Genomic DNA, 18,608 nt, shown 5'->3' with positions numbered 1-18,608 from the left:
GCAAGTAGGGCAAAAGTATAGCCTAGGGCAAGGGTAGGGCAAATCCCGCGCCGAACAGCCCATTACTCGGACGAACAGACAAACACTAACTATTTGAGTTTAAAGGGTGTTTGGAACGTTCGCGAACGCCAAAAACACTCTTGAGGACTCTCCGAAGGCAGGGGTTGCTGGTTCGATCCCAGCCGGGCGCACCACTGAGTATTGTTTATCAAGGGCTTACGCGATTCGCGCGAAGCCCTTTTTTATTGCCTACGGCATCCGCATTCCCCCGCCCATCACCACCTTCAGCCTGGTGCTGTATCGAACCCCGCACATCACCAGTCCGAAAACAAGCGAACCCGCTCACCAGCAAAGCTGGAACACATAGACCGCCGCCCCAAACCTGCCTCTATCCTGGCTGCAACACACCAAAACACACCGCCACCTCCACCGAACGCCCGCGGTTCTTCGTTTCGCTACCGGCGCACCGACTTCGCCGTCTCCGAACCATCGACGCCCATCCACCACCCTACTATGCCCAATACATCATTGAGCGAGGGACACCATGGGTATCCGACTCAGCAGCAACGTGCGCGCGCCAGCATCCGTCGACGACCGGTCTCAAACATCCCACGGCGAAACGCACACGAAACAGCCCGGAGCGAGCGGCACGCGCTCGCGCAATGGAGTCCTGCAGCCGTTGAGCCGATTGAGCGCGGCATTGCGGCCGTCCGGCGCGGCGTCTCATCGTCCGCGTGCTGGCGAATTGCCGACCGCCTCATCGACGCAGGGCTCGCACGCCGCGTCCGATCCCAGCCGCCGACAGGCGACGAAAGGCGGCCAAGGACCAGCGCCGACGAGCGCGAATGGCGCGAATGCCACTCAACGCCGCACTATCGCGACATCGATACACGGACAATCCAACCGCCGTCCGGTCACGTTGCTGAACGTGGACGGCGCCGCGCTGGCCCACTCGATCGGCAGTGCGGGCAAGGCGGTCCGGCGCTTCGCGAGGCGGCTGACGATGCGTGCGCGGCCAGATTCGCAGCAGGCGAGACAGGCTGCGAAGCCACCGGTCGCGCTGAACGTGCCGCGCGATTATGGCTGGCCGCTCGGTCTGCTGGAACGCCAGCGGCTGGAGAAGCTGCCGCCCGATGCGGCCTATGAACAGGCTTTCAGAACCCACACGGCTCGTGTCGGCGCCGCGGTAGCTAAATCGGCCGAGCAGCGCTTCGGCCATATGCACATCGACGACGAAACGCTGCGAGCGCAATTGCACGCATGGGCGAACGGCGAGGATGGCCCCGTCGAGAACGACGACGTGCCGTGGCAGCCCGAATCCGAGTCGGAAACCGAATCGGAAACCGGATCGGAGTCCGCATCCGAGATCGGCCACGACGACATGTCGCCCGAGCGCGAACCCGAAATCCAGTCGGTGCATTCGAGTCCCGGGCAGCCTGCCGCGTCACCGGACAAAGCGGGGCCGAGCCGGACCCGGCGCGTGCAATTCGTGCCGCAAGCCGAGACGCGCGAGATCGACGACGAGAGCCATGCCTTGAAGTCGCCGGTCGCACGGCCGGTCCATGCGCCGCAGCGCGCGTCGGCGAAGCTGAAGGGCCACACGCCCGAGAGCCCTGAGTCGCATCGCCTATATAGGCAACGCTCGATCAACGGGGCGGCATGGGACACGGTGCAGCTATTGAAGAGCCCCCGGGCTGGCGCCACGGAAAAGGAGATGGCCGAGAAAATGCTGAAGCAGAACAAGCTTCTCTTCACAATCAAGAACGATCACAAGCTTGCGTCCGAAGACGAACCCGCGGCGCTGAAAGTCTTTCACGCATTGGATCGCGAGACGAGACCGCCATCGTTTGCCGGCAAGATAAAAGGCCTTGTGCGGCAGCTTCAAGGCAAAGACCCCGCGCCCGGCAAGATCGCGGTACTCGGCGAAGACACCCGAGCGGAAACCTTGCAGCGAGTCAACAATCGATGAGTCACGCCCACTACACAGCGCTGATCGGCGACATCTGCAAGATCGCCGGGCTCGGCGACCCGGCCCACCTCATCGAAAGCGGACAACTCGCCGTGAGCGGGCACGTCGTATCGCTTCGCTACGACGAGCGCACGGACCCGCTGCATGTCCGCGTTCAGGTGGAGCTAGGCGAGTTGCAAGCGGCCGAGCGCGAAGAGGTGTACCGCCTCGCCCTGGAAGCGAACCTGCATGCCGCGACGGCATGGGACGGCGCGGTAGGCCTCGATCCGGAGTCGGAGCGGTTGCACTACGTGCTCTTCTTCCCGCTCGACGGCTCGCGCGGCGCGGCCGACCTGCTCGGCACGATCGCGGAGCTGCTGGACGAGCGTGAGGACGAGGTTGTTGAAAGCGGCCCCCGCCGTTAGCCTTCGCCGATCACTGGACGCCGTGAACGCCGCGCATCGAAGCGGTGACCGGCATGTCATCACGCTTGCCGCGGCAGTATGGCTGCGGGCCGGTGAGCGCGGGCGCCTTTTGCGCTTGCGTCTTACCTCACCGGCGCGCCCGCGCTCGCGGTGGCCGCCGTGGGCTGCGTCCTGAACACCGTCTTCCAGTCATCCTTCATATCCACGACGACCCAGCCTTTCGCGCCGGCTTCCTCGAGACCCTTGTCGAGCTTGCCGCTCTTCGATGCACGGTCATAGGCATATTCCCGCTCCGGGTCCGTGTGATGGACGAGCGCGGCGAGGCGCGGGCCGTCGCCCGTCGAGGTCCATTCGAGCATCGGTATGTCGCCGTCCGCGTTGCCGAATGCAATCACCGGACGCCGGCCGATCACGCGATCGATTGCAAGCGGCTTGGCCGCGCCGTCCACGAGCGTGTCGACCTGCGCGAGCCGGGTCAGCGAAACCGCGCCGTTGGTCTGACCGTACTTGTACTTGACGGTGCTGCCGATCACCTGCTCCGGCGGAATGCCATACACGCGCTGTGCGATCTCGCGGGCAAACTCGACGTCGCCGCCGGTCACCAGATAGGTCTTGAAGCCGTTGGCGCGCAGATAGGCGAGCAGCTCGAGCATGGGTTGAAATGCGAGCTCGGCGTAAGGCCGGTCGAAGCGCGGATCGCTCGCGGTGTCGAGCCATTCATGCACGAGCGCAGCGAATTGATCGCCGCTCATGCCCGCGTGCGCCGCCGCCAGTACGCGCATCGAGCCGGCGTCGCCGCTCGCCGCGACGCTCTTCAGATTGCCTTTGAGGATCGAGCGGAACGGTTCCTGCCGCTTCCATTCGGGATGCCGCGCCGCCGCCGTCTTCACGCGCTGCAGCGCGAACACCAGTTGCACCGACGCGGGCTGCTCCGGCCACAACGTACCGTCGTTGTCGAACACAGCGATGCGATCCGCGCGCGGGATGAAATCCTTCGACTCGGGCGTGGTGACCAGCGTGACGAAATCGACGAGCGAGCGTTTCGTCCCGGTGTCGTTCCAGGATGCGAGCGCGGCGGCCGTCGATGCGCCGGCGGGCGACTCACTCGCACTCTGACGCGGCGTGACGGCGCAACCTGAAAGGACCACAACGGTTAAAGCAACGCAATAAGCCACGCAATACCGGTGCATCGTGCGAATCATGAAAACCTCATGGAAAGCGGTGATCGGATCTTGAGCGAGCGCCAGTCTAATCGCGGAAAGCGGTTATTGCAGCCGGTGGCGAGATTTTTTTAGCTGAAAAAATGCCAATGGAATAAGGCAGAAGCGCAAGGCAGGGGCGCCGCGCGAAATACATTCAGGCCGGGAGCTGGCCGGAACCGTCCGATTCAAATCGACAAACGAACCTGATTGGTTGACTTCAATCGCGCGGCGCAAGGCGACAGGTTCGCCATGAGAAATCCGCCGGGGCACACGGTGGCGGCTAGAGATATTTGTCGCCCGGCTGACGATCGCGGATTTTCCTCGCGGGCGTTCCGTATGCAATGGAGAAAGCATCCACGGGTCCGAGCACCAGTGAGCCGGCGCCCACCACGCTGTGCTCGCCAATGGTGATCCCATGGCGCAGGACCGCGCCGATGCTCACGGCGGCATGGCTGCCGATGCGGCAATTGCCGCCGGTAGTGACGCCGGGCGCGAGGCTCGCGTAGTCCTCCATGACGCAATCGTGATCGAGCGACGCATTCGTGTTCACGATACAGAACCGCCCGACCTGGCAACACGGATTGACGACGGCGCCTGCCATGACGACCGTGCCCGCGCCGATGGCCACGTTGTTCCCGACGCTGGCGGCGGGATGGATCGCGGTGACGAACGGCAATTGCGGGCATAGGGCGGCCACTTCGGCGGCGACGCGCGCGCGAACGCTGTTGTCCCCGATCGCCACCAGAGCGCCCTTGAGATCGAACCGGGCATTCAGGGCGGGCAGATCGGACGGGCCGCCGAGCACCGGATAGCCGAGCGTCTCCTCACCCGGCGTGCGGAAGCCGTCGATCAGGCCGGCGATGCGGTAGCGCCCCGCCTTTTCGACGATATCGATAACGACCTTGGCGTGGCCTGAAGATCCGACGAGCACGATGTCTTGCATGGGATAGGTCCAGCTATCGACTGAGCGCGTTTATCTCACGCCGGCAATGATGCTCACGATTCGCGCGACCTGCCCCGGATCCAGATCGGGATAGATCGGCAGGCACAAGATCCGTTTTGAAGCCGCGCTTGCCGCGCTCAGATTGTCATTGTGCGCTGACGGCAAGCCTCGATACATCGGAAACTCGGAAATCAGCGGATAAAAATAGCGGCGCGCATAGATGTCGTGCTCCTTCAGGCGGTCATACAGCGCGTCCCGGCTGATCGGAAAATCGTCCAGCACCTGAACGGGAAAATACGCATAGTTCGCGACCTTTTCGCCCGTATCCGGCAGGCAGCGGATTCCCGGCACGCCGGCGAGCAACTCGCGGTACTGCGCGTCGATGGCCTTGCGCTTCGCCAAGGCCTGGTCGACGTGTTGCAGTTGCAGCAGCCCGAAGGCGGCATTGATTTCGCTCATCTTGCCGTTGATGCCCGCCGCCACGACGGTGACTTCGTCCACGAAACCGAAGTTCTTCAGGTGATCGATGCGCTGCTTGGTCTTTGCGTCCGGACAAATGATCGCGCCGCCTTCGAACGTGTTGAAGACCTTGGTGGCGTGGAAACTGACGATCGACAGATCGCCGTGACGGAGCACGCTGCCGCTCTCGGTGCGCACGCCGAACGCGTGCGCGGCGTCGTAAATCACCTTGAGGTTGTAGTTGTCGGCGATTTTCTGGATCGCCTCGACATCGCAAGGATGGCCGTAGCAGTGCACCGGCATGATGGCCGTCGTTTGAGGCGTGATGGCAGCCTCGATTTTGACGGGATCGAGGTTGAGCGTATCGGGGTCGACATCCACGAAGACCGGCTTGATGCCGTTCCACAGAAGCGAATGCGCGGTCGCCGCGAAGGAATAGGGCGTCGTGATGACTTCGCCGTTGATGCGCAGCGCCTGCAGCGCGGTCACGAGGGCCAGCGTACCGTTGGCGAACAGCGCGAGATGCTCGACCCCGAGGTAATCGCAGAGCGCCTTTTCGAGTTGCCGATGAAACGGGCCGCCGTTCGTGAGGATCTTGCTGTCCCAGATCTTTTCGAGGTACGGCAGGAACTCCGCCAGCGGCGGCAGATGCGGCTGGGTGACATAGATGCGTTCGTCGTCCAGTGACGCGATCGCTCGAAGAGGCGCGCTTGAGCCCATGATTTCCTCACTGCTGGTTTGAGTCCGGGTCACGCGTGACTACCGCGGCGTGGCGTGGACCGGGTTGTTGCTGGCGGGTTGAGTGCCGTCGGCGCTGAACGCGGCGGGGGCGAGGCCGTCGCACCAGCGTCGCCACATCGTGCGAAGCGCGCTCGAAAGGCTGTTCGCAACCCGCTCGGGCTGAAACGCGGGCGACGCCATGCAACGCTCGCGCAACGACGTGCGCAGGCTGGCGAGCGCCGGGATGTCGGCGGCAAGCTCGACGCCCTTTGCGACGAAGTCATCCGCGTTACCGGCGACGAACGCTTGCAGGCCCGAGTGCGATAGCCATGCCGCGGCCGCGCGGCTCGCCATGGTCTTGCCGGCCATCGTCAGCGTGGGCACGCCCATCCACAACGAGTTCAGAACGGTCGTTGAACCGGTGTAGGGGAACGTGTCGAGACAAATGTCGACCTGATAGTGCTGTTGCAGGTAGACCGCAATCGTGGAGCGCGGACGAAAGCTCAGGCGATCGCGTGAAATGCCTTCGTTGGCGAACCAGTTGACGAGGTTCTCGTCGCCGTCGTCGCCGGACATCGAACCGAGCACCATGCGCGCGGTGGGCAGCTCGCGAAGCAGCTTCGCCCATAGGGCGATCACGTCGGGACGCAGCTTGTTCAAGCGGTTGAAACTGCCGAAAGTGATGTAGCCGTTGTGCATGGCCGGCAAGATGTTGACCGGCGGCGCGTTCTTTTCAGGCTGGAATGGGCCGATCGCCGCGAGATGCACGAGCTTCTCGGAGAACTGACGCTCGATGTCGCCGAACGGCGTGAAGAACCTGTCGCTGAGATAGTAGTCCATGGCGTCGAGGCCGGTGGTCGCCGGGTAGCCGATCCAGCTTGCCTGGATCGGCGCGGGCTTGCGGGCGAACGCCTGCAGCCGGTTGCGACCGGTATGCCCGCTCAGGTCGATCAGGATGTCGATCTTGTCGGCGCGAACCTGGGCGATGAACGCCTCATCCGTCATGCTGGAGACGTTGCGCCATTGCTTCGCATAGCCGCGCAGGCGCTGGGTGTAGTCGTCCTCGACGATGTGGTTGTAGTAGACGTGCAGCGCCAGGCCCTCGTCTTGTGCGAGCGGCTCCATGACCGGCATCAAATAGGACGACACGGCGTGCCGGAACAGATCGCCGGAGACGATGCCCACTTTCAGCGTGCGATCCACCGCGCGGCTGTTGGTGTGGCGCGGCTTGGGCAGGCGCAGCGATGCTTCATGAACCTGCGCGTATTTGCGATGCTCCGCGTAAATTTGCTCGGTGTCGATGTCGGGGTTGTGCGCGATGCTGAACAGCAAATTGCTGCGCGTCATCGCGTTCCTGGGTTCGAGATCGAGCGCACGGCGAAAGCTCGATTCCGCCTCTTGCGAGGCGCCGTAGTCGAGCAGCACCACGCCCAGGGTGCCGTGGGACTCGCCATACTCGGGGGTCAGCTCGGCCGCGCGGCGGCACTCGGCGATCGCTTCGCGGTGCTCGCCCCGGGCGGAGAGTACGAGCCCGAGCACACGATGGCCTTCCGAATAGTCGGGATTGAGCGCAAGCAGCTTTCTGCACTCGGCTTCGGCGTCGGCATGCTGACCGGTCACTCGCAGCAGGTCGGCGACGGCCTTGCGCGCCTCGGCGTCGTCGCTGCCCAGCGATATGCCGGTTTTCAGGGCTGCAATGGCTTCGACATACTGGCCGCCGCGATGAAGCGCGATGCCGAGCGAACGCCATGCCGGACCATGTGCCGGAAATCGTTCCGCCAGGCTTCGTCCGAGTTTGATGGCGTCGGAAATGTGGCCCTTGTTGAAGAGCGTGTTGAAGCGATTCATCTCTTGCGGGGTGGGGCGGCGCGTATCGCTCGCCGCGACTTTCGCGGCCGCGGTTTCCTGATCCGCTTCAGCGGCCGCAGGCACGGTCGGCGCGGGCGCGGCAGCCACGGAAGCGACCGCGGAGGTGGCGTACCCGCCGCCGTCATGGGCCATGCGCGTAATCAGCCCGTTGACCGCCGGCCCCTTCAAGCCCCGTTGCTGTCCCATTTCGAGCGCCAGCCAGGCGGCCTGAGTCTGTCCCGCGTCGATCAACGCGTTGATATATGCCACCCAGAATTGCCCGTTATTCGGCGCGCCGCCGAGCGCGGCTTCGAGATACGGCAGGCCGTCGGCGGGACGCTTGCACTGCACGCAAAGCACGCCGAGGTTGTACAGCACGTCGCCATGGGCGGGCTTGGCTTCGAGGATCGCCTTGTACAGCGCTTCGGCGTCGTCGAACTCTCCCTTGTGATGAAGCTGGAGCGCGGCCTGCAAGACCAAGGCGATGTCATGTTCGAGCTGTTGCTCGGGCGTCAGGGTTTCAGCGGTCGGCTGCTCGGTCAGGAGAGTCATGGTCTCGGCACGGAATGGTCTATGAAGGAAATTGTGCGACCGGGCGCACCTTTCCGATGCGCGGAGATGACGGTAAAAAGACCGCCTGTTTGGCGTATGGCGAACGTGGGCGGGAGCCCGAAACGCAGAAAAAAGCCCGCACGAGGCGGGCTGAGGAAGAGCGCGCCTCACTTCGGCGCCTGGTTCTTATTGTCGGGTGCCGCGGTTCGGTGCCGCGGTTCGGTGTTGCGGTGCCGTCCAGCGGGGCGATCCCGCGAGCCGGTTGAATCGCTTCGGCCCGCAGCGGCTGCCGGGCAGCAAGCGGAGTCAGAGTTGCGCGACCCGCTGGTATTCGCCGGCGGCCCTGGTGCGCCCGATCGCCGCTTCGAACTCGATGTGCAGTTCGTTCTGGGTGGTTGCCGCGTCCGCGAGCAGCGCTGCGTCGATGGCCTGAACCTCGCGGATCATCTCCAGCGCGGCCGGTTCCTGGTCCGCTGTGAGCTGCATCAGCAATGGCGAGCGCGCTTCGGTCAGGCGGGCCGCTTCCAGCCAGTCGGCGAGCGACGCGGCCTGTTCGATTGCCCGTGTGATCGACAGCACCTGTGCGGCCAGTTCCGTCTGATTCATGTCGTGCGCGTCCATGTGGCTTAGCTCTTGTTGGTGGCCATCGCGCCGGCGCTGTCCTTGCCGCCGAACAGCGCGGTCAGGTAGGCCGAGTTGTTGTTCATGGTCGCCATCAACGTGTTCAGGGCGGTGAACTGCGCCTGGTACTGATCCGTCAACTGCGTGGTGTAGTCGGCGAGGGCGGTTTGCTGCGTGGTGATGCTCTTGAGGTCGGCGTTCAGCGCGGTCTTGCGCGTGTCGATAATGCCGCCGGTCTTCGTGAAGTTGGTAATGCTCGTGTTCAACTGCTCGGCAATACCGTTGGTCGTGTTGAACAGCGTGGCGACGGTAGCCGGGCTGCTCGTGAGGGCGGTGTTCAGCTTGTTGTTGTCGACCACCAGCGTGCCGTCCGCCGGGTCGTCCTTCAGCGTGATGCCGATCGCCGCCAGCGTGGCGCCGGTGCTGCCCGAGCCGACCGCGCCGCCAATGATCGTCGCCAGCGTGTTCTTGATCGTCTGCAGTGTGGAGTCGCCCAGCAGCGCGCCTTGCTGCGACGATCCGGCGTTGTACGAGGTGAGCGTGGCCATCGTCGCGATGACAGTGTTGTAGAGGCTCACGAAATTGGTGATCGCGGTGTTCTGCGAGGCGGTGTCCTGCGCAATGGTCAGCGTCTGCGTGGTCCCCGCGGATGCCGCGGCCAGGTTTATCGTGACACCCGAAATGGCCCCGGTCACGGCGTTGCTCGAGCTGCTGGCCGCGATCCCGCCAACCGTGAACTGCGCGTCCTGCGCGTAGCCGCTTTGCGTCCAGGCGCTGCCGGCATTCGCCGAGACGATCGACGACTGGCCGCCGGTGGTGCTCGCGGTCGAGGTCACGCCGAGGCTCGAAAGTCCGTTGTCGCTCGTGACGTTGCTGGTCGACACGTTGATCACGTTCGACGCGCCGGTGTTCGCCGCGCGCAGCACGAGGTGGGCGCCGTCCGTGCCGGTCACGATGGTCGCCGTGACACCGGGGTTGTTGCTGCTGGCGTTGATTGCCGACGCGATGCCCGAGAGCGTGTTGTTGGTGTTGTCGATGCTGATGTCCATCGACTTGCCGCCGAGCGCGATCGACAGCGTGCCGGTGCCCAGTTGCGCGCTGGTGCCGAAGGCCGCCGAGGACAATGCCTGCGAGCTGGCGATCTGCGTGACCGCGACCGAGTAGGTGCCGGCCACGGCGCCGACGCCGGCTGTCGCCGTTAGCCCGGTGCCGCTCGCGGTGGCCGCGAAGGACGACAGCGTGGTGCCGTTGGCGAGGTTCGTGACGCCCGACTGCAGTGCGGCGAGCGCGGAGCTCAGTGCGCCGTAAGCGGACAGCGTGGTGTTGTCCTTGCTTTGTTGCGCCGCCAGCGTCGCGGTTTGTCCCGCGGTCTTGGCGTTGACGAGTGCCGTGACGAGTGACGACACGTCCATCGACGAATTACCCGTCGAACCACTGATGATCGACTGAGCGGCCGACTGCAGCGCGGCGTTGGCGCTTGCTGTGGCAGACGAGGTTGAGATCGTGGACATGCAGAGGCTCCGGCGTCTGGGAATCTGTATTAGGTGGTGCGCGATGCTACATCACTAGGTCATGCAAATGCAGAGCGGGAGGCGTGCCTCCCGTTGCTTGAAACCGGTGATGCGCCGCGCTTCTCGCGCGGCGCATCACCGTTGCCGCGTCGGCTCTTACTGCAGGAGCTTCAGAACTTGCTGCGGGTTGGAGTTAGCTTGCGCCAACACCGAGATACCCGCTTGCTGCAGCACTTGCGCCTTGCTCAGGTTCGCCGTTTCCTGTGCGAAGTTGGCGTCCGTGATTTGCGACTGTGCCGACGACAGGTCCGTCGATTCAGCTTGCTGCGAGGTTGCGATTGCGGTGAAGCGGTTTTGCGCGGCACCGAGCGATGCTTGCAGGTTGTTCACCGTCTGCAGTGCATTGTCGATGGAGACCAGTGCCTGGTTCGCGCCCGTGACCGTGCTGATGTCGAGGCCCGAAACCGTCGGCGGGCTGTTGATCGCGTTGATCTGCGCAACTGCCGCAACCTGAGCAGCGGAACCCGCGCCTGCCGTCGTCGTTGCACCGGCGCTGAGCGCCAGGGTCGTGATGGCGGTGCCGGTGCCCGACTGCGTGCCCGTGCTGAAGATCGCGCCGGCGACGGTCGAGTTGATCGCCTGGTTGTTCTGGTCCGTGAACGTGTAGCCGCCCTTGCCGTCCGACAGCACGTTGACCGCGGTGATCGTCGCGCCGGTAGCCGTGTAGGCGCCAGCAGCGTCCAGGCTGACCGACACCGTGCCGACGGTTTGACCCGTTTGCACCAGACCGCCGCCGATCTTCGCAGCCGACATCGACTGGCTCAGATCCAGGCTGATCGTTTGACCGACGTTCGCGCCGACCTGGAACGTCACGCTGCCTGCCGAGCCGTCCAGAATGTTCGTGCCGTTGTACGTCGTTTGCGACGCAATACGGTTCACTTCCGAGACTTGCGCGGCGACTTCCTTCTGCAGCGCGGCCTGGTCGCTCGACGACAGCGAACCGGTCGATGCCTGCACGGCCAGTTGGCGGATACGTTGCAGGCTCGAGGTCAGCGAGGACAGTGCGCTCGAGGCGGTCTGGATCATCGACACGCCGTCGTTCGCATTCGACACGCCCTGGTTCAGGCCGTTGATCTGCGTTTGCATACGCGTCGAGATCGCGAGACCTGCCGCATCGTCAGCTGCGCTGTTGATGCGCTTGCCCGACGACAGACGGGTGATGGCTTGCGAAAGGGCGCTTTGCGAGCCATTAAGGTTTTGCTGTGCAACCAGCGAGTTGATGTTGCTATTGATTCCGAGCATGGAAAATCTCCTAAATAAGCCTTGAGCCCAGTACGCCAGGTTTGGCATCGGCGGAAGCACTCGTTCATTGCTGGCCGCCTCAGTGAAGGTTGACGGCCCCTCTAAAAAAAACTTGAGGAACTTTCTGTAATGGGGGCCCAAACGTTTGCCTTGCCTGGCGCGCCGAGCGCCGCCAGGCAAGGCTTGCGGCCCGGTCGGCACGCTTTGCTGCAGGCATCCGGGAGACGGCGTATTCTCGATTGCTCTCGTGAAAAAGCCAGGAGAAATCATGCAAAAGCGCAGGATTGGACGTTCGGAACTGGAGGTGGCGCCGCTCATGTTCGGCGGCAATGTATTCGGCTGGACCGCCGACGAAGCGACCTCGTTTTCGATCCTGGATGCGTTCGTGGATGCCGGTCTCGACTTCATCGATACCGCCGATGTCTATTCGGCGTGGGTGCCCGGCAACCAGGGCGGCGAGTCGGAGACCATCATCGGCAAGTGGCTGCGCAAAAGTGGCCGGCGCGACCGGATCGTGCTCGCCACCAAGGTGTCCAAGCATCCGCGGCGCAAGGGGTTGTCGGCGGCCAACATCCAGGCGGCGCTCGAGGACTCGCTGCGACGCTTGCAAACCGATTACGTCGACATCTACTTTTCCCACGATGATGACGCCGACACGCCGCTCGCGGAAACGCTGGGCGCCTACCAGAAGCTGATCGAGGCGGGCAAGGTGCGGGTGATCGGCGCCTCGAACTACGGCGGCGCGCGTATCGAGGAAGCGCTCGCCGTGTCCCGCCGGCACGGTCTGCCCGAATATCAACTGTTGCAGCCGGAGTACAACCTGTACGACCGCGCCGAATACGAAAGCGATATCGAACCGGTGGCGCTCGCCCGCCAACTCGGCGTGGTGGTGTACTACAGCCTTGCAAGCGGCTTTCTGTCCGGCAAGTACCGCTCGCCGGCGGATCTGGTCAATAAGGCGCGCGGCAGCCGGGTCGAGCGGTACCTCGACGAGCGCGGTCTGCGGATTCTGGGCGCGCTCGACCGGGTCGCCGAGCGGCACGGCAGCACGCCGGCTACCGTCGCGCTGGCGTGGCTGATCGCGCGGCCGAGCGTGACCGCGCCGATCGCCAGCGCGACTTCGGTCGAGCAGCTCAACAGCCTCGCGGCGGCCGTCCACCTGGTGCTGACCGGCGCCGATATCCGCGAACTGGACGAGGCGAGCGCATGATCACTCGACGGACCTGGCGGAATCCCTAAACCCCTGGTACGATGGGCGGTTTCCTGATATTATCGGGAGTGAATTGAGATCTTTGCCGGTTTCGTCAATGTTTTTCGTTGGTGAAAGCTAGGCGAAACGGCAGCAGGCGCGGCATTTTGCAATACGTCTGTCCGCGTTCCGCGGTGAGTTCCGCACCTCTCTTTTCCGGCCTCCGTGGCCGCTTTGCCTCTCGTTTCATTCATGGTTTGGCCGGGTTCTTCCCGCGTTTGCCTGTTACTGGCCATGAATCGGAGCGACCGGAGGGCCGGCGCGTGAGCGGTCTCCCGCCACGCAATCAACCCATATCAAGTGATTGAGTTAGGAATTACATGACGACGATTCTTCTGAAAGAAAACGAGCCGTTCGAAGTGGCGATTCGCCGCTTTCGTCGTGCTATCGAAAAAAATGGCCTGATCGCAGAACTGCGTGAGCGCCAATCGTACGAAAAGCCGACCACGGCGCGTAAGCGCAAGAAGGCAGCTGCTGTGAAGCGTCTGCACAAGCGTCTGCGTAGCCAGATGCTGCCGAAAAAGCTGCACTAAGCACGTTTTTTCCGCACGGCCGAACGGCGGTGTGAGCTTCGAAAGAAGCCACATCGCCGTTTTGCTTTTTGGGGCATGTCGCGTTTCGAGTGCCGGCTTTTTTTGACGCTGGTTCGTGCATTGCCGTGCCGCCGCGTATTGTTGCGCTATTGCCGAGTGTTATGCGGCGCTCTTCAGTCTCTCGGCGGACAGTCCGAACTGGCGGGCGATCGAGGTCAAACGCTCACGCCATTCCCAAGTACCGAAGACGTCGTGCACGTTTTGCAGGCAACTGAGCAGATCGACGGTGGCTTGGTCGTACACGTTGATGCGCGCGCGCAAGAGCGCATTTTTCAGTGCTGATACGCCAACGTCCATATAGGCGGGCACCTCAGCGGGCGTTTTGCCGATATAGCGCACCGGGACGCCTTCCATCGCGGTCATATAGTCGCGTGCTTGATGAAGTTGCCCACCGGGCAGCCGCCGCAATAGCCGCGGTAGGCGCCGCCGCCGCGGGGCAGCAGCGCAGCGCGTTTCTGGTCGAACAGGTGCCCCACGGCCTGGTCGAAAATGTCCTGATGCGTCAGGAAGTTAAGCGTCTTCATGGTCGTCCCCACGCGTTTGCACAGCGGTTGGTCATTGATTCAGCGCATGAGTTGAAGTATCCCGTTGGCGCCGATTTACCAACTTCGGACTAACAACGCGAAACACCTTCAATTCACGGATTCGGCTTCTGGTCCTCGACCGCGCCGCGCTCATAACCATATAACGACCGATCGCGCCAGAAAGCGCAGCAGGGCTTTACCCGATGGCGCGTCGACCTCGCAGCCGCGATGAACCGCAACCGTATCAACCCGCTTTCCGGTTGCGTTCCTTCTTGGCGAGCGCCACGCATCGCGCGCGGCACATGCAGTTCGCCTCGTGGTCGTTCACCATGCCGACAGCCTGCATGAACGCGTAACAGATAGTCGAGCCGACGAACTTGCAGCCGTAACGCTTCAACCCCTTGCTGAGCGCGTCCGACACCTCCGTCGACGCAGGCGCCTGCTTATACGACGCCCACTCGTTCTGGATCGGCGTCTGGTCGACGAACGACCAGACGAAGTTGGCGAGCGACCCATGTTCCGCCTGAATCTGCTGCACGGCGCGAGCGTTGTTGACGGCCGCTTCGATCTTGCCGCGGTGGCGGACGATTCCTTCGTCCAGCACCAGCGCTTCCACCTGTTTCGGCGTAAAGCGCGCCACCTTGTCGATGTCGAAATCGGCAAAAGCGCGGCGATAGCCGGCCCGCTTATTGAGAATCGTGGACCAGGACAAACCCGCCTGCGCGCCCTCCAGTACGAGCATCTCGAACAGATGCCGGTCGTCGCGCGAGGGCACGCCCCATTCGGTGTCGTGGTAGTGTGCGAGCGCTTCGCTCGACACCCAGTTGCATCGTTCAGTCACTGTCGCGCTCCTGCGTTGTGATGGCGACCGCCAGCATAGCGGAAGCCGGGCGCGCCGCAAGCTGGCCGTTTGGCCGATTGCGGGATTGAAACTGACCTGCCACGCTATGCGTTATTCCCACCCCAACCCATTCGATTCGATGAACAACGACTTTTTTCTGATCGGCATTGACGGCGGCGGCAGCGGTACGCGAGTCGTGCTCGGCGACGCGCGCGGCCGTGAACTGGCGCAGGCGGCGGGCGCACCATCGGGTTTGGGGCTCGGCGTGGAACGGGCTTGGGAGGCAATCACGGCCGGTTGCGCCGACGCATTCGCAAGCGTCGGCGCAACGCTGGACTGGTCGCGCTGCGTGCTCGGCTGCGGCTTGGCAGGAGTCAACAATCGCGACTGGTTGAGCGCCTTTCGGGCGCGGGCGCCCGCGCTAGCCGGGCTCGCCATTGAAAGCGATGCCTACACGACCTTGCTGGGTGCGCACGGCGGCGCGCAAGGCGTGATCGTCGCGCTTGGCACCGGCAGTGTCGCGGCCGCGCTCGGCGCTGACGGCGAGTGCCGGATTGTCAGCGGCTACGGCTTCCCATCGGGCGATGAGGCGAGCGGCGCCTGGCTCGGAGTGCGCGCCATCGTGCACGCGCAGCACGCGCTCGACGGTCGCGGACCCAACGACGATCTGGTGCAAGCCCTGCTCGCGCATACCGGCGCGCACGACCGCGACGGCCTCGTGGTCTGGCTATGCGAGGCCAATCAGACCGCGTATGCGAGGCTCGCGCCGATCGTCATCGCGCATCGCACGCATCCGTTCGCGGCGCGGCTGCTCGGCGAGGCGGGCGCTGAAGTGGGGAAGATGATCGCGGCGCTCGACCCGTCGGCGAGCTTGCCGATTGCGTTGTGCGGCGGGCTGGGCGCACCGTTGCGCGAATACGTGCCGCAGATTTACCAGGCGCGCTTGCGCGAACCCTTGGCCGATTCCGCGCATGGCGGCTTGCGGCTCGCGCAGCGGGAAGCGGCTCGCCTCACGGGGTGAGAATGAGCGCATGGGGTTGGTGCATCGCGAGCGCGAGCCGGCGAACGCGGCCGGCAACGGTAAAATGCACGCTTTGACGCTGCCCGGCTGCCCGCACATGTATAAAGTCATCGCCACGGATCTCGACGGCACGCTACTCAACGCCGACCACCAGCTCGACCCGTTCACCGTCGCTACCGTGCGCAAGCTGGAAAGCGACGGCGTGCGGTTCGTGATTGCCACGGGCCGCCATTACTGCGACGTCGCGGGCATTCGCGACTTACTGGGCATCAGCCCGTATCTGATCACCTCGAATGGCGCGCGCATCCACGCGCCCGACAATACGGTCCTCCACGCGGACGATCTGCCGCCGGCAATTGTGCAACGGCTTGTCCTGCCCGAAATCGCCGGCGCGCATGGCCGTGTGATCGTCAACCTGTTCGCCGACCAGGCGTGGCTGATCGACCGCCATGCGCCGCATCTGCTGAAATATCACCAGGACTCCGGTTTCACCTACGAGGTGACGGACCTGCCGAATCACGACGGCGTCGACATCGCAAAGGCGCTCTATATCGGCGAGCCTGCCGATCTCGCGCTGGTGGCGGCGAATCTCGCGCGCGAGTTTGGCGACGCGCTCTATGTCACCTACTCGCTGCCGGACTGTCTGGAAGTGATGACGTCGAACGTGTCGAAGGGCCGCGCCTTGCGGATCGTGCTCGAGCGCCTCGGCGTCGATGCGTCGCTGTGCGTGGCGTTCGGCGACAACATGAACGATATCGACCTGCTGGAGACGGCCGGTCATCCGTTCATGATGAACAATGCCAATCCCGACCTCGTCACGCGCCTGCCGAACGTGCCGCGCATCGGCAACAACTTCGAAGCGGGCGTTGCGCACCATCTGCGCAAGCTCTTCTCGATCGACGACGAATTGATAGCCTGATGACCTGAAAATGAAATCGGCCCGCATCCACCTTCGTGGACGCGGGCCGATTATTCGTCGTGTTCGGGCTGCGGCGCGCGCTGTGCCTTGATGCCTTCGCGAGCAGCCGCAACGAGCGTCGGGCCATCAAGCCGCGTCCGCCGCGCCTTGCCGGGCCTGACGATCAGCCGTGCCATCCGCCGCGGCGATCGCCGTAGTCGCCTCGACCATCGCGGCCCCCAATGACGATCGTTGTGATTCCAGCCACGGTCAAACGGCCGAGCTCTGGCGCCAAACAAAACGGGCGCCTTAGCGCCCGTTCCAACAGTCTCGCAAATGCACTCGCTGGTTAGTCGATTGCCAGTTTCTGCGACTTGCCGCTGCGGCTTTCCGCGATGAGCGGGTACAGCACACCTGCGATCACCGCACCGATGATCGGTGCGACCCAGAACATCCACAACTGATCCATCGCCGCGCCGCCGACAAACAGCGCCGGGCCGGTGGAACGAGCCGGGTTGACCGACGTGTTCGTGACCGGGATCGAGATCAGGTGAATGAGTGTGAGGCACAGGCCGATCGCGATTGGTGCAAAACCAGCCGGCGCGCGCTTGTCGGTCGCGCCGAGGATGACGAACAGAAAGAAGCCGGTCATTACCACTTCGCAAATGAACGCGGCCGCGAGCGAGTAATGGCCCGGCGAGCGCTCGCCATAGCCGTTGCTGGCGAAGCCGCTGGCGATCAGATCGAAGCCGGGCTTGCCGGAGGCGATCAACGACAGCACCAGCGCGCCCAGCACCGCGCCGATCACTTGCGCGACGATGTACGGCAGCAGGTCGCGAGCCGGAAAACGCCCGGCGACGGTCAGGCCGACGCTCACCGCCGGATTCAGGTGGCAGCCGGAAATGTGGCCGATCGCAAAAGCCATGGTGAGGACAGTCAGGCCGAAGGCAAGCGACACGCCCACGAAGCCGATGCCCAAACCGTGGACCGGGCCGGCGAAGTTGGCGGCGAGAACCGCGCTGCCGCACCCGCCGAGCACAAGCCAGAAAGTGCCGAAAAGTTCGGCCGCGAGGCGCTTTGACAACTGCATGATTGGTGATCCTAAAAAGACAGACGCTCTTGGGGACACGGACGGCTACGTGCGCCCGCGCATCTTGGGAATGCGCAATTTTAGGGAAAGCCAGACAAAGCAGGTGTCAAGAATTGTCAATACCGAGACCGGCTTTACCTCTTATTGGCGAATAAAGATGTCGTTTAACAATTCAACGACGCTTAATTATTATCAGATGATATCGTCCTAAATCGGTATTGTTCGCCATTGCGAATCCGCATAATTGCAGTTAATCTTCGAGCGAATGAGTTCAGAAAGGGGAGAACCACAATGTCTCAATATGCAGACCTCAAGGCGCAGATCGCCAAATTACAGGCACAGGCTGAAGAAGCCCGTCGTACGGAAATCGACAATGTTGTCGCCGACATCCGCCAAAAGATCGCCGAATACGGTCTCACCGCGCAGGACCTCGGCTTCGCCGTGGCCGCCAAGCGCGGCCGTCCGCCCAAGAAGGCGCCGCTGCCGGCGAAGTACCAGGATCCGAAATCGGGAAATACATGGAGCGGGCGCGGCAAGCCGCCCAAGTGGATCGTCGGCAAGAATCGCGAACGTTTTCTGATTGGCGCGGCTTAAGCCGATTGGCCGCCGGTGCGAAAGCTGAATGAAGGTTGGCGTACTCGATCTTTATTCGCTTCGCTCTAATCGGACGTTGGAAGCGCATCCATGCCGCGTAAAAAAAGCCACCCTTAAGGGCGGCTTTTTTCTGGAGAAAGGGAGCGAAACTCCCGAGTTGCCGGGCGCGCAAACGATTCACATCGTGAATCCCCTGCGAATTGACCGGCGAAAAGGAAAGCGGCACAGGCGGCAGAAATAATAGCCGCCTGTTCATTGCAAAAACGC

At 63.4% G+C, this 18,608-nt stretch carries 17 protein-coding genes and 1 pseudogene; 7 read left to right on the top strand and 11 right to left on the bottom strand.

Features of this window, described 5'->3' with window-relative positions:
- The first annotated feature begins 928 nt into the window (after positions 1 to 928).
- Both BUE39_RS34800 and BUE39_RS34795 read left to right on the top strand, forming a co-directional pair.
- Positions 929 to 1,969, top strand: coding sequence for a hypothetical protein (locus tag BUE39_RS34800; protein ID WP_159442544.1), 1,041 nt, complete (start codon positions 929 to 931; stop codon positions 1,967 to 1,969).
- Positions 1,966 to 2,373 (top strand): CesT family type III secretion system chaperone, encoded by a 408-nt coding sequence (locus BUE39_RS34795; RefSeq protein WP_073427803.1) that lies wholly within the window; start codon positions 1,966 to 1,968, stop codon positions 2,371 to 2,373. The genes BUE39_RS34800 and BUE39_RS34795 overlap by 4 nt, the downstream gene beginning before the upstream one ends.
- A gap of 122 nt (positions 2,374 to 2,495) precedes the next feature.
- Here BUE39_RS34795 and BUE39_RS06340 read toward each other — a convergent pair whose 3' ends face one another.
- The 7 genes from BUE39_RS06340 to BUE39_RS06310 all read right to left on the bottom strand — a co-directional run bounded on the left by BUE39_RS06340 (position 2,496) and on the right by BUE39_RS06310 (position 11,531).
- Positions 2,496 to 3,575 (bottom strand): HAD family hydrolase, encoded by a 1,080-nt coding sequence (locus tag BUE39_RS06340; protein ID WP_073427802.1) that lies wholly within the window; start codon positions 3,573 to 3,575, stop codon positions 2,496 to 2,498.
- 280 nt (positions 3,576 to 3,855) lie between these two features.
- Positions 3,856 to 4,518, bottom strand: a complete 663-nt coding sequence (locus tag BUE39_RS06335; RefSeq protein ID WP_073427801.1) for an acetyltransferase — start codon at positions 4,516 to 4,518, stop codon at positions 3,856 to 3,858.
- Between the two features lie 30 nt (positions 4,519 to 4,548).
- Positions 4,549 to 5,697: a dTDP-4-amino-4,6-dideoxy-D-glucose aminotransferase VioA gene (gene vioA / locus BUE39_RS06330; RefSeq protein WP_073427800.1), complete on the bottom strand. Its 1,149-nt coding sequence runs from the start codon at positions 5,695 to 5,697 to the stop codon at positions 4,549 to 4,551.
- Between the two features lie 39 nt (positions 5,698 to 5,736).
- The gene (locus BUE39_RS06325; protein WP_073427923.1) at positions 5,737 to 8,088 is read right to left on the bottom strand and encodes an O-linked N-acetylglucosamine transferase family protein; all 2,352 of its coding nucleotides are present in this window, start codon (positions 8,086 to 8,088) and stop codon (positions 5,737 to 5,739) included.
- A gap of 315 nt (positions 8,089 to 8,403) precedes the next feature.
- On the bottom strand, positions 8,404 to 8,718 hold the full coding sequence (locus tag BUE39_RS06320) for a flagellar protein FliT (protein WP_073427799.1): 315 nt from the start codon (positions 8,716 to 8,718) through the stop codon (positions 8,404 to 8,406).
- Positions 8,719 to 8,723: 5 nt separating this feature from the next.
- Positions 8,724 to 10,229, bottom strand: coding sequence for a flagellar filament capping protein FliD (gene fliD, locus BUE39_RS06315; RefSeq protein ID WP_073427798.1), 1,506 nt, complete (start codon positions 10,227 to 10,229; stop codon positions 8,724 to 8,726).
- Between the two features lie 156 nt (positions 10,230 to 10,385).
- Entirely contained in the window at positions 10,386 to 11,531 is a 1,146-nt protein-coding gene (locus BUE39_RS06310) for a flagellin (RefSeq protein WP_073427797.1), read from the bottom strand.
- A 268-nt stretch (positions 11,532 to 11,799) separates the two neighbouring features.
- Between BUE39_RS06310 and BUE39_RS06305 the strand changes: the two genes are divergently transcribed.
- On the top strand, positions 11,800 to 12,741 hold the full coding sequence (locus tag BUE39_RS06305; protein WP_073427796.1) for an aldo/keto reductase: 942 nt from the start codon (positions 11,800 to 11,802) through the stop codon (positions 12,739 to 12,741).
- A 359-nt stretch (positions 12,742 to 13,100) separates the two neighbouring features.
- On the top strand, positions 13,101 to 13,313 hold the full coding sequence (rpsU, locus tag BUE39_RS06300) for a 30S ribosomal protein S21 (protein ID WP_006050883.1): 213 nt from the start codon (positions 13,101 to 13,103) through the stop codon (positions 13,311 to 13,313).
- Between the two features lie 159 nt (positions 13,314 to 13,472).
- Here the strand turns inward: rpsU and BUE39_RS06295 are convergent.
- Positions 13,473 to 13,897: pseudogene (locus tag BUE39_RS06295) on the bottom strand (hypothetical protein).
- A 244-nt stretch (positions 13,898 to 14,141) separates the two neighbouring features.
- On the bottom strand, positions 14,142 to 14,738 hold the full coding sequence (locus tag BUE39_RS06290) for a DNA-3-methyladenine glycosylase I (RefSeq protein ID WP_073427795.1): 597 nt from the start codon (positions 14,736 to 14,738) through the stop codon (positions 14,142 to 14,144).
- Positions 14,739 to 14,877: 139 nt separating this feature from the next.
- Between BUE39_RS06290 and BUE39_RS06285 the strand changes: the two genes are divergently transcribed.
- Together BUE39_RS06285 and BUE39_RS06280 are read left to right on the top strand one after the other, a co-directional pair.
- Positions 14,878 to 15,759: a glucosamine kinase nucleotide-binding domain-containing protein gene (locus BUE39_RS06285; RefSeq protein ID WP_073427922.1), complete on the top strand. Its 882-nt coding sequence runs from the start codon at positions 14,878 to 14,880 to the stop codon at positions 15,757 to 15,759.
- Positions 15,760 to 15,856: 97 nt separating this feature from the next.
- On the top strand, positions 15,857 to 16,678 hold the full coding sequence (locus tag BUE39_RS06280; protein ID WP_073427921.1) for a Cof-type HAD-IIB family hydrolase: 822 nt from the start codon (positions 15,857 to 15,859) through the stop codon (positions 16,676 to 16,678).
- Positions 16,679 to 16,728: 50 nt separating this feature from the next.
- Here the strand turns inward: BUE39_RS06280 and BUE39_RS35875 are convergent, their stop codons facing one another.
- The gene (locus BUE39_RS35875) at positions 16,729 to 16,854 is read right to left on the bottom strand and encodes a hypothetical protein (protein WP_268801984.1); all 126 of its coding nucleotides are present in this window, start codon (positions 16,852 to 16,854) and stop codon (positions 16,729 to 16,731) included.
- Positions 16,855 to 17,006: 152 nt separating this feature from the next.
- Positions 17,007 to 17,747: an aquaporin Z gene (gene aqpZ, locus BUE39_RS06275; RefSeq protein ID WP_073427794.1), complete on the bottom strand. Its 741-nt coding sequence runs from the start codon at positions 17,745 to 17,747 to the stop codon at positions 17,007 to 17,009.
- Between the two features lie 291 nt (positions 17,748 to 18,038).
- Between aqpZ and BUE39_RS06270 the strand changes: the two genes are divergently transcribed.
- Positions 18,039 to 18,341 (top strand): H-NS histone family protein, encoded by a 303-nt coding sequence (locus tag BUE39_RS06270; protein ID WP_007179981.1) that lies wholly within the window; start codon positions 18,039 to 18,041, stop codon positions 18,339 to 18,341.
- Positions 18,342 to 18,608 lie beyond the last annotated feature (267 nt).

The organism is Paraburkholderia terricola, assembly GCF_900142195.1.
In the GTDB taxonomy this organism is placed as follows: Bacteria; Pseudomonadota; Gammaproteobacteria; order Burkholderiales; family Burkholderiaceae; genus Paraburkholderia; species Paraburkholderia terricola.
The sequence above is the reverse complement of the archived record's forward strand: the minus strand, read 5'-3'. Positions and strand labels throughout refer to the sequence as shown.

What these genes read in the sequence shown, in the direction of transcription:
- fliD (WP_073427798.1), bottom strand. Translation starts at nt 10,229, where the DNA reads ATGTCCACGATCTCAACCTCGTCTGCCACAGCAAGCGCCAACGCCGCG.
- BUE39_RS06320 (WP_073427799.1), bottom strand. Translation starts at nt 8,718, where the DNA reads ATGGACGCGCACGACATGAATCAGACGGAACTGGCCGCACAGGTGCTG.
- BUE39_RS06280 (WP_073427921.1), top strand. Translation starts at nt 15,857, where the DNA reads ATGTATAAAGTCATCGCCACGGATCTCGACGGCACGCTACTCAACGCC.
- BUE39_RS35875 (WP_268801984.1), bottom strand. Translation starts at nt 16,854, where the DNA reads ATGGCACGGCTGATCGTCAGGCCCGGCAAGGCGCGGCGGACGCGGCTT.
- vioA (WP_073427800.1), bottom strand. Translation starts at nt 5,697, where the DNA reads ATGGGCTCAAGCGCGCCTCTTCGAGCGATCGCGTCACTGGACGACGAA.
- BUE39_RS06285 (WP_073427922.1), top strand. Translation starts at nt 14,878, where the DNA reads ATGAACAACGACTTTTTTCTGATCGGCATTGACGGCGGCGGCAGCGGT.
- aqpZ (WP_073427794.1), bottom strand. Translation starts at nt 17,747, where the DNA reads ATGCAGTTGTCAAAGCGCCTCGCGGCCGAACTTTTCGGCACTTTCTGG.
- BUE39_RS34795 (WP_073427803.1), top strand. Translation starts at nt 1,966, where the DNA reads ATGAGTCACGCCCACTACACAGCGCTGATCGGCGACATCTGCAAGATC.
- BUE39_RS06305 (WP_073427796.1), top strand. Translation starts at nt 11,800, where the DNA reads ATGCAAAAGCGCAGGATTGGACGTTCGGAACTGGAGGTGGCGCCGCTC.
- BUE39_RS06340 (WP_073427802.1), bottom strand. Translation starts at nt 3,575, where the DNA reads ATGATTCGCACGATGCACCGGTATTGCGTGGCTTATTGCGTTGCTTTA.
- BUE39_RS06270 (WP_007179981.1), top strand. Translation starts at nt 18,039, where the DNA reads ATGTCTCAATATGCAGACCTCAAGGCGCAGATCGCCAAATTACAGGCA.
- BUE39_RS06310 (WP_073427797.1), bottom strand. Translation starts at nt 11,531, where the DNA reads ATGCTCGGAATCAATAGCAACATCAACTCGCTGGTTGCACAGCAAAAC.
- BUE39_RS06335 (WP_073427801.1), bottom strand. Translation starts at nt 4,518, where the DNA reads ATGCAAGACATCGTGCTCGTCGGATCTTCAGGCCACGCCAAGGTCGTT.
- rpsU (WP_006050883.1), top strand. Translation starts at nt 13,101, where the DNA reads ATGACGACGATTCTTCTGAAAGAAAACGAGCCGTTCGAAGTGGCGATT.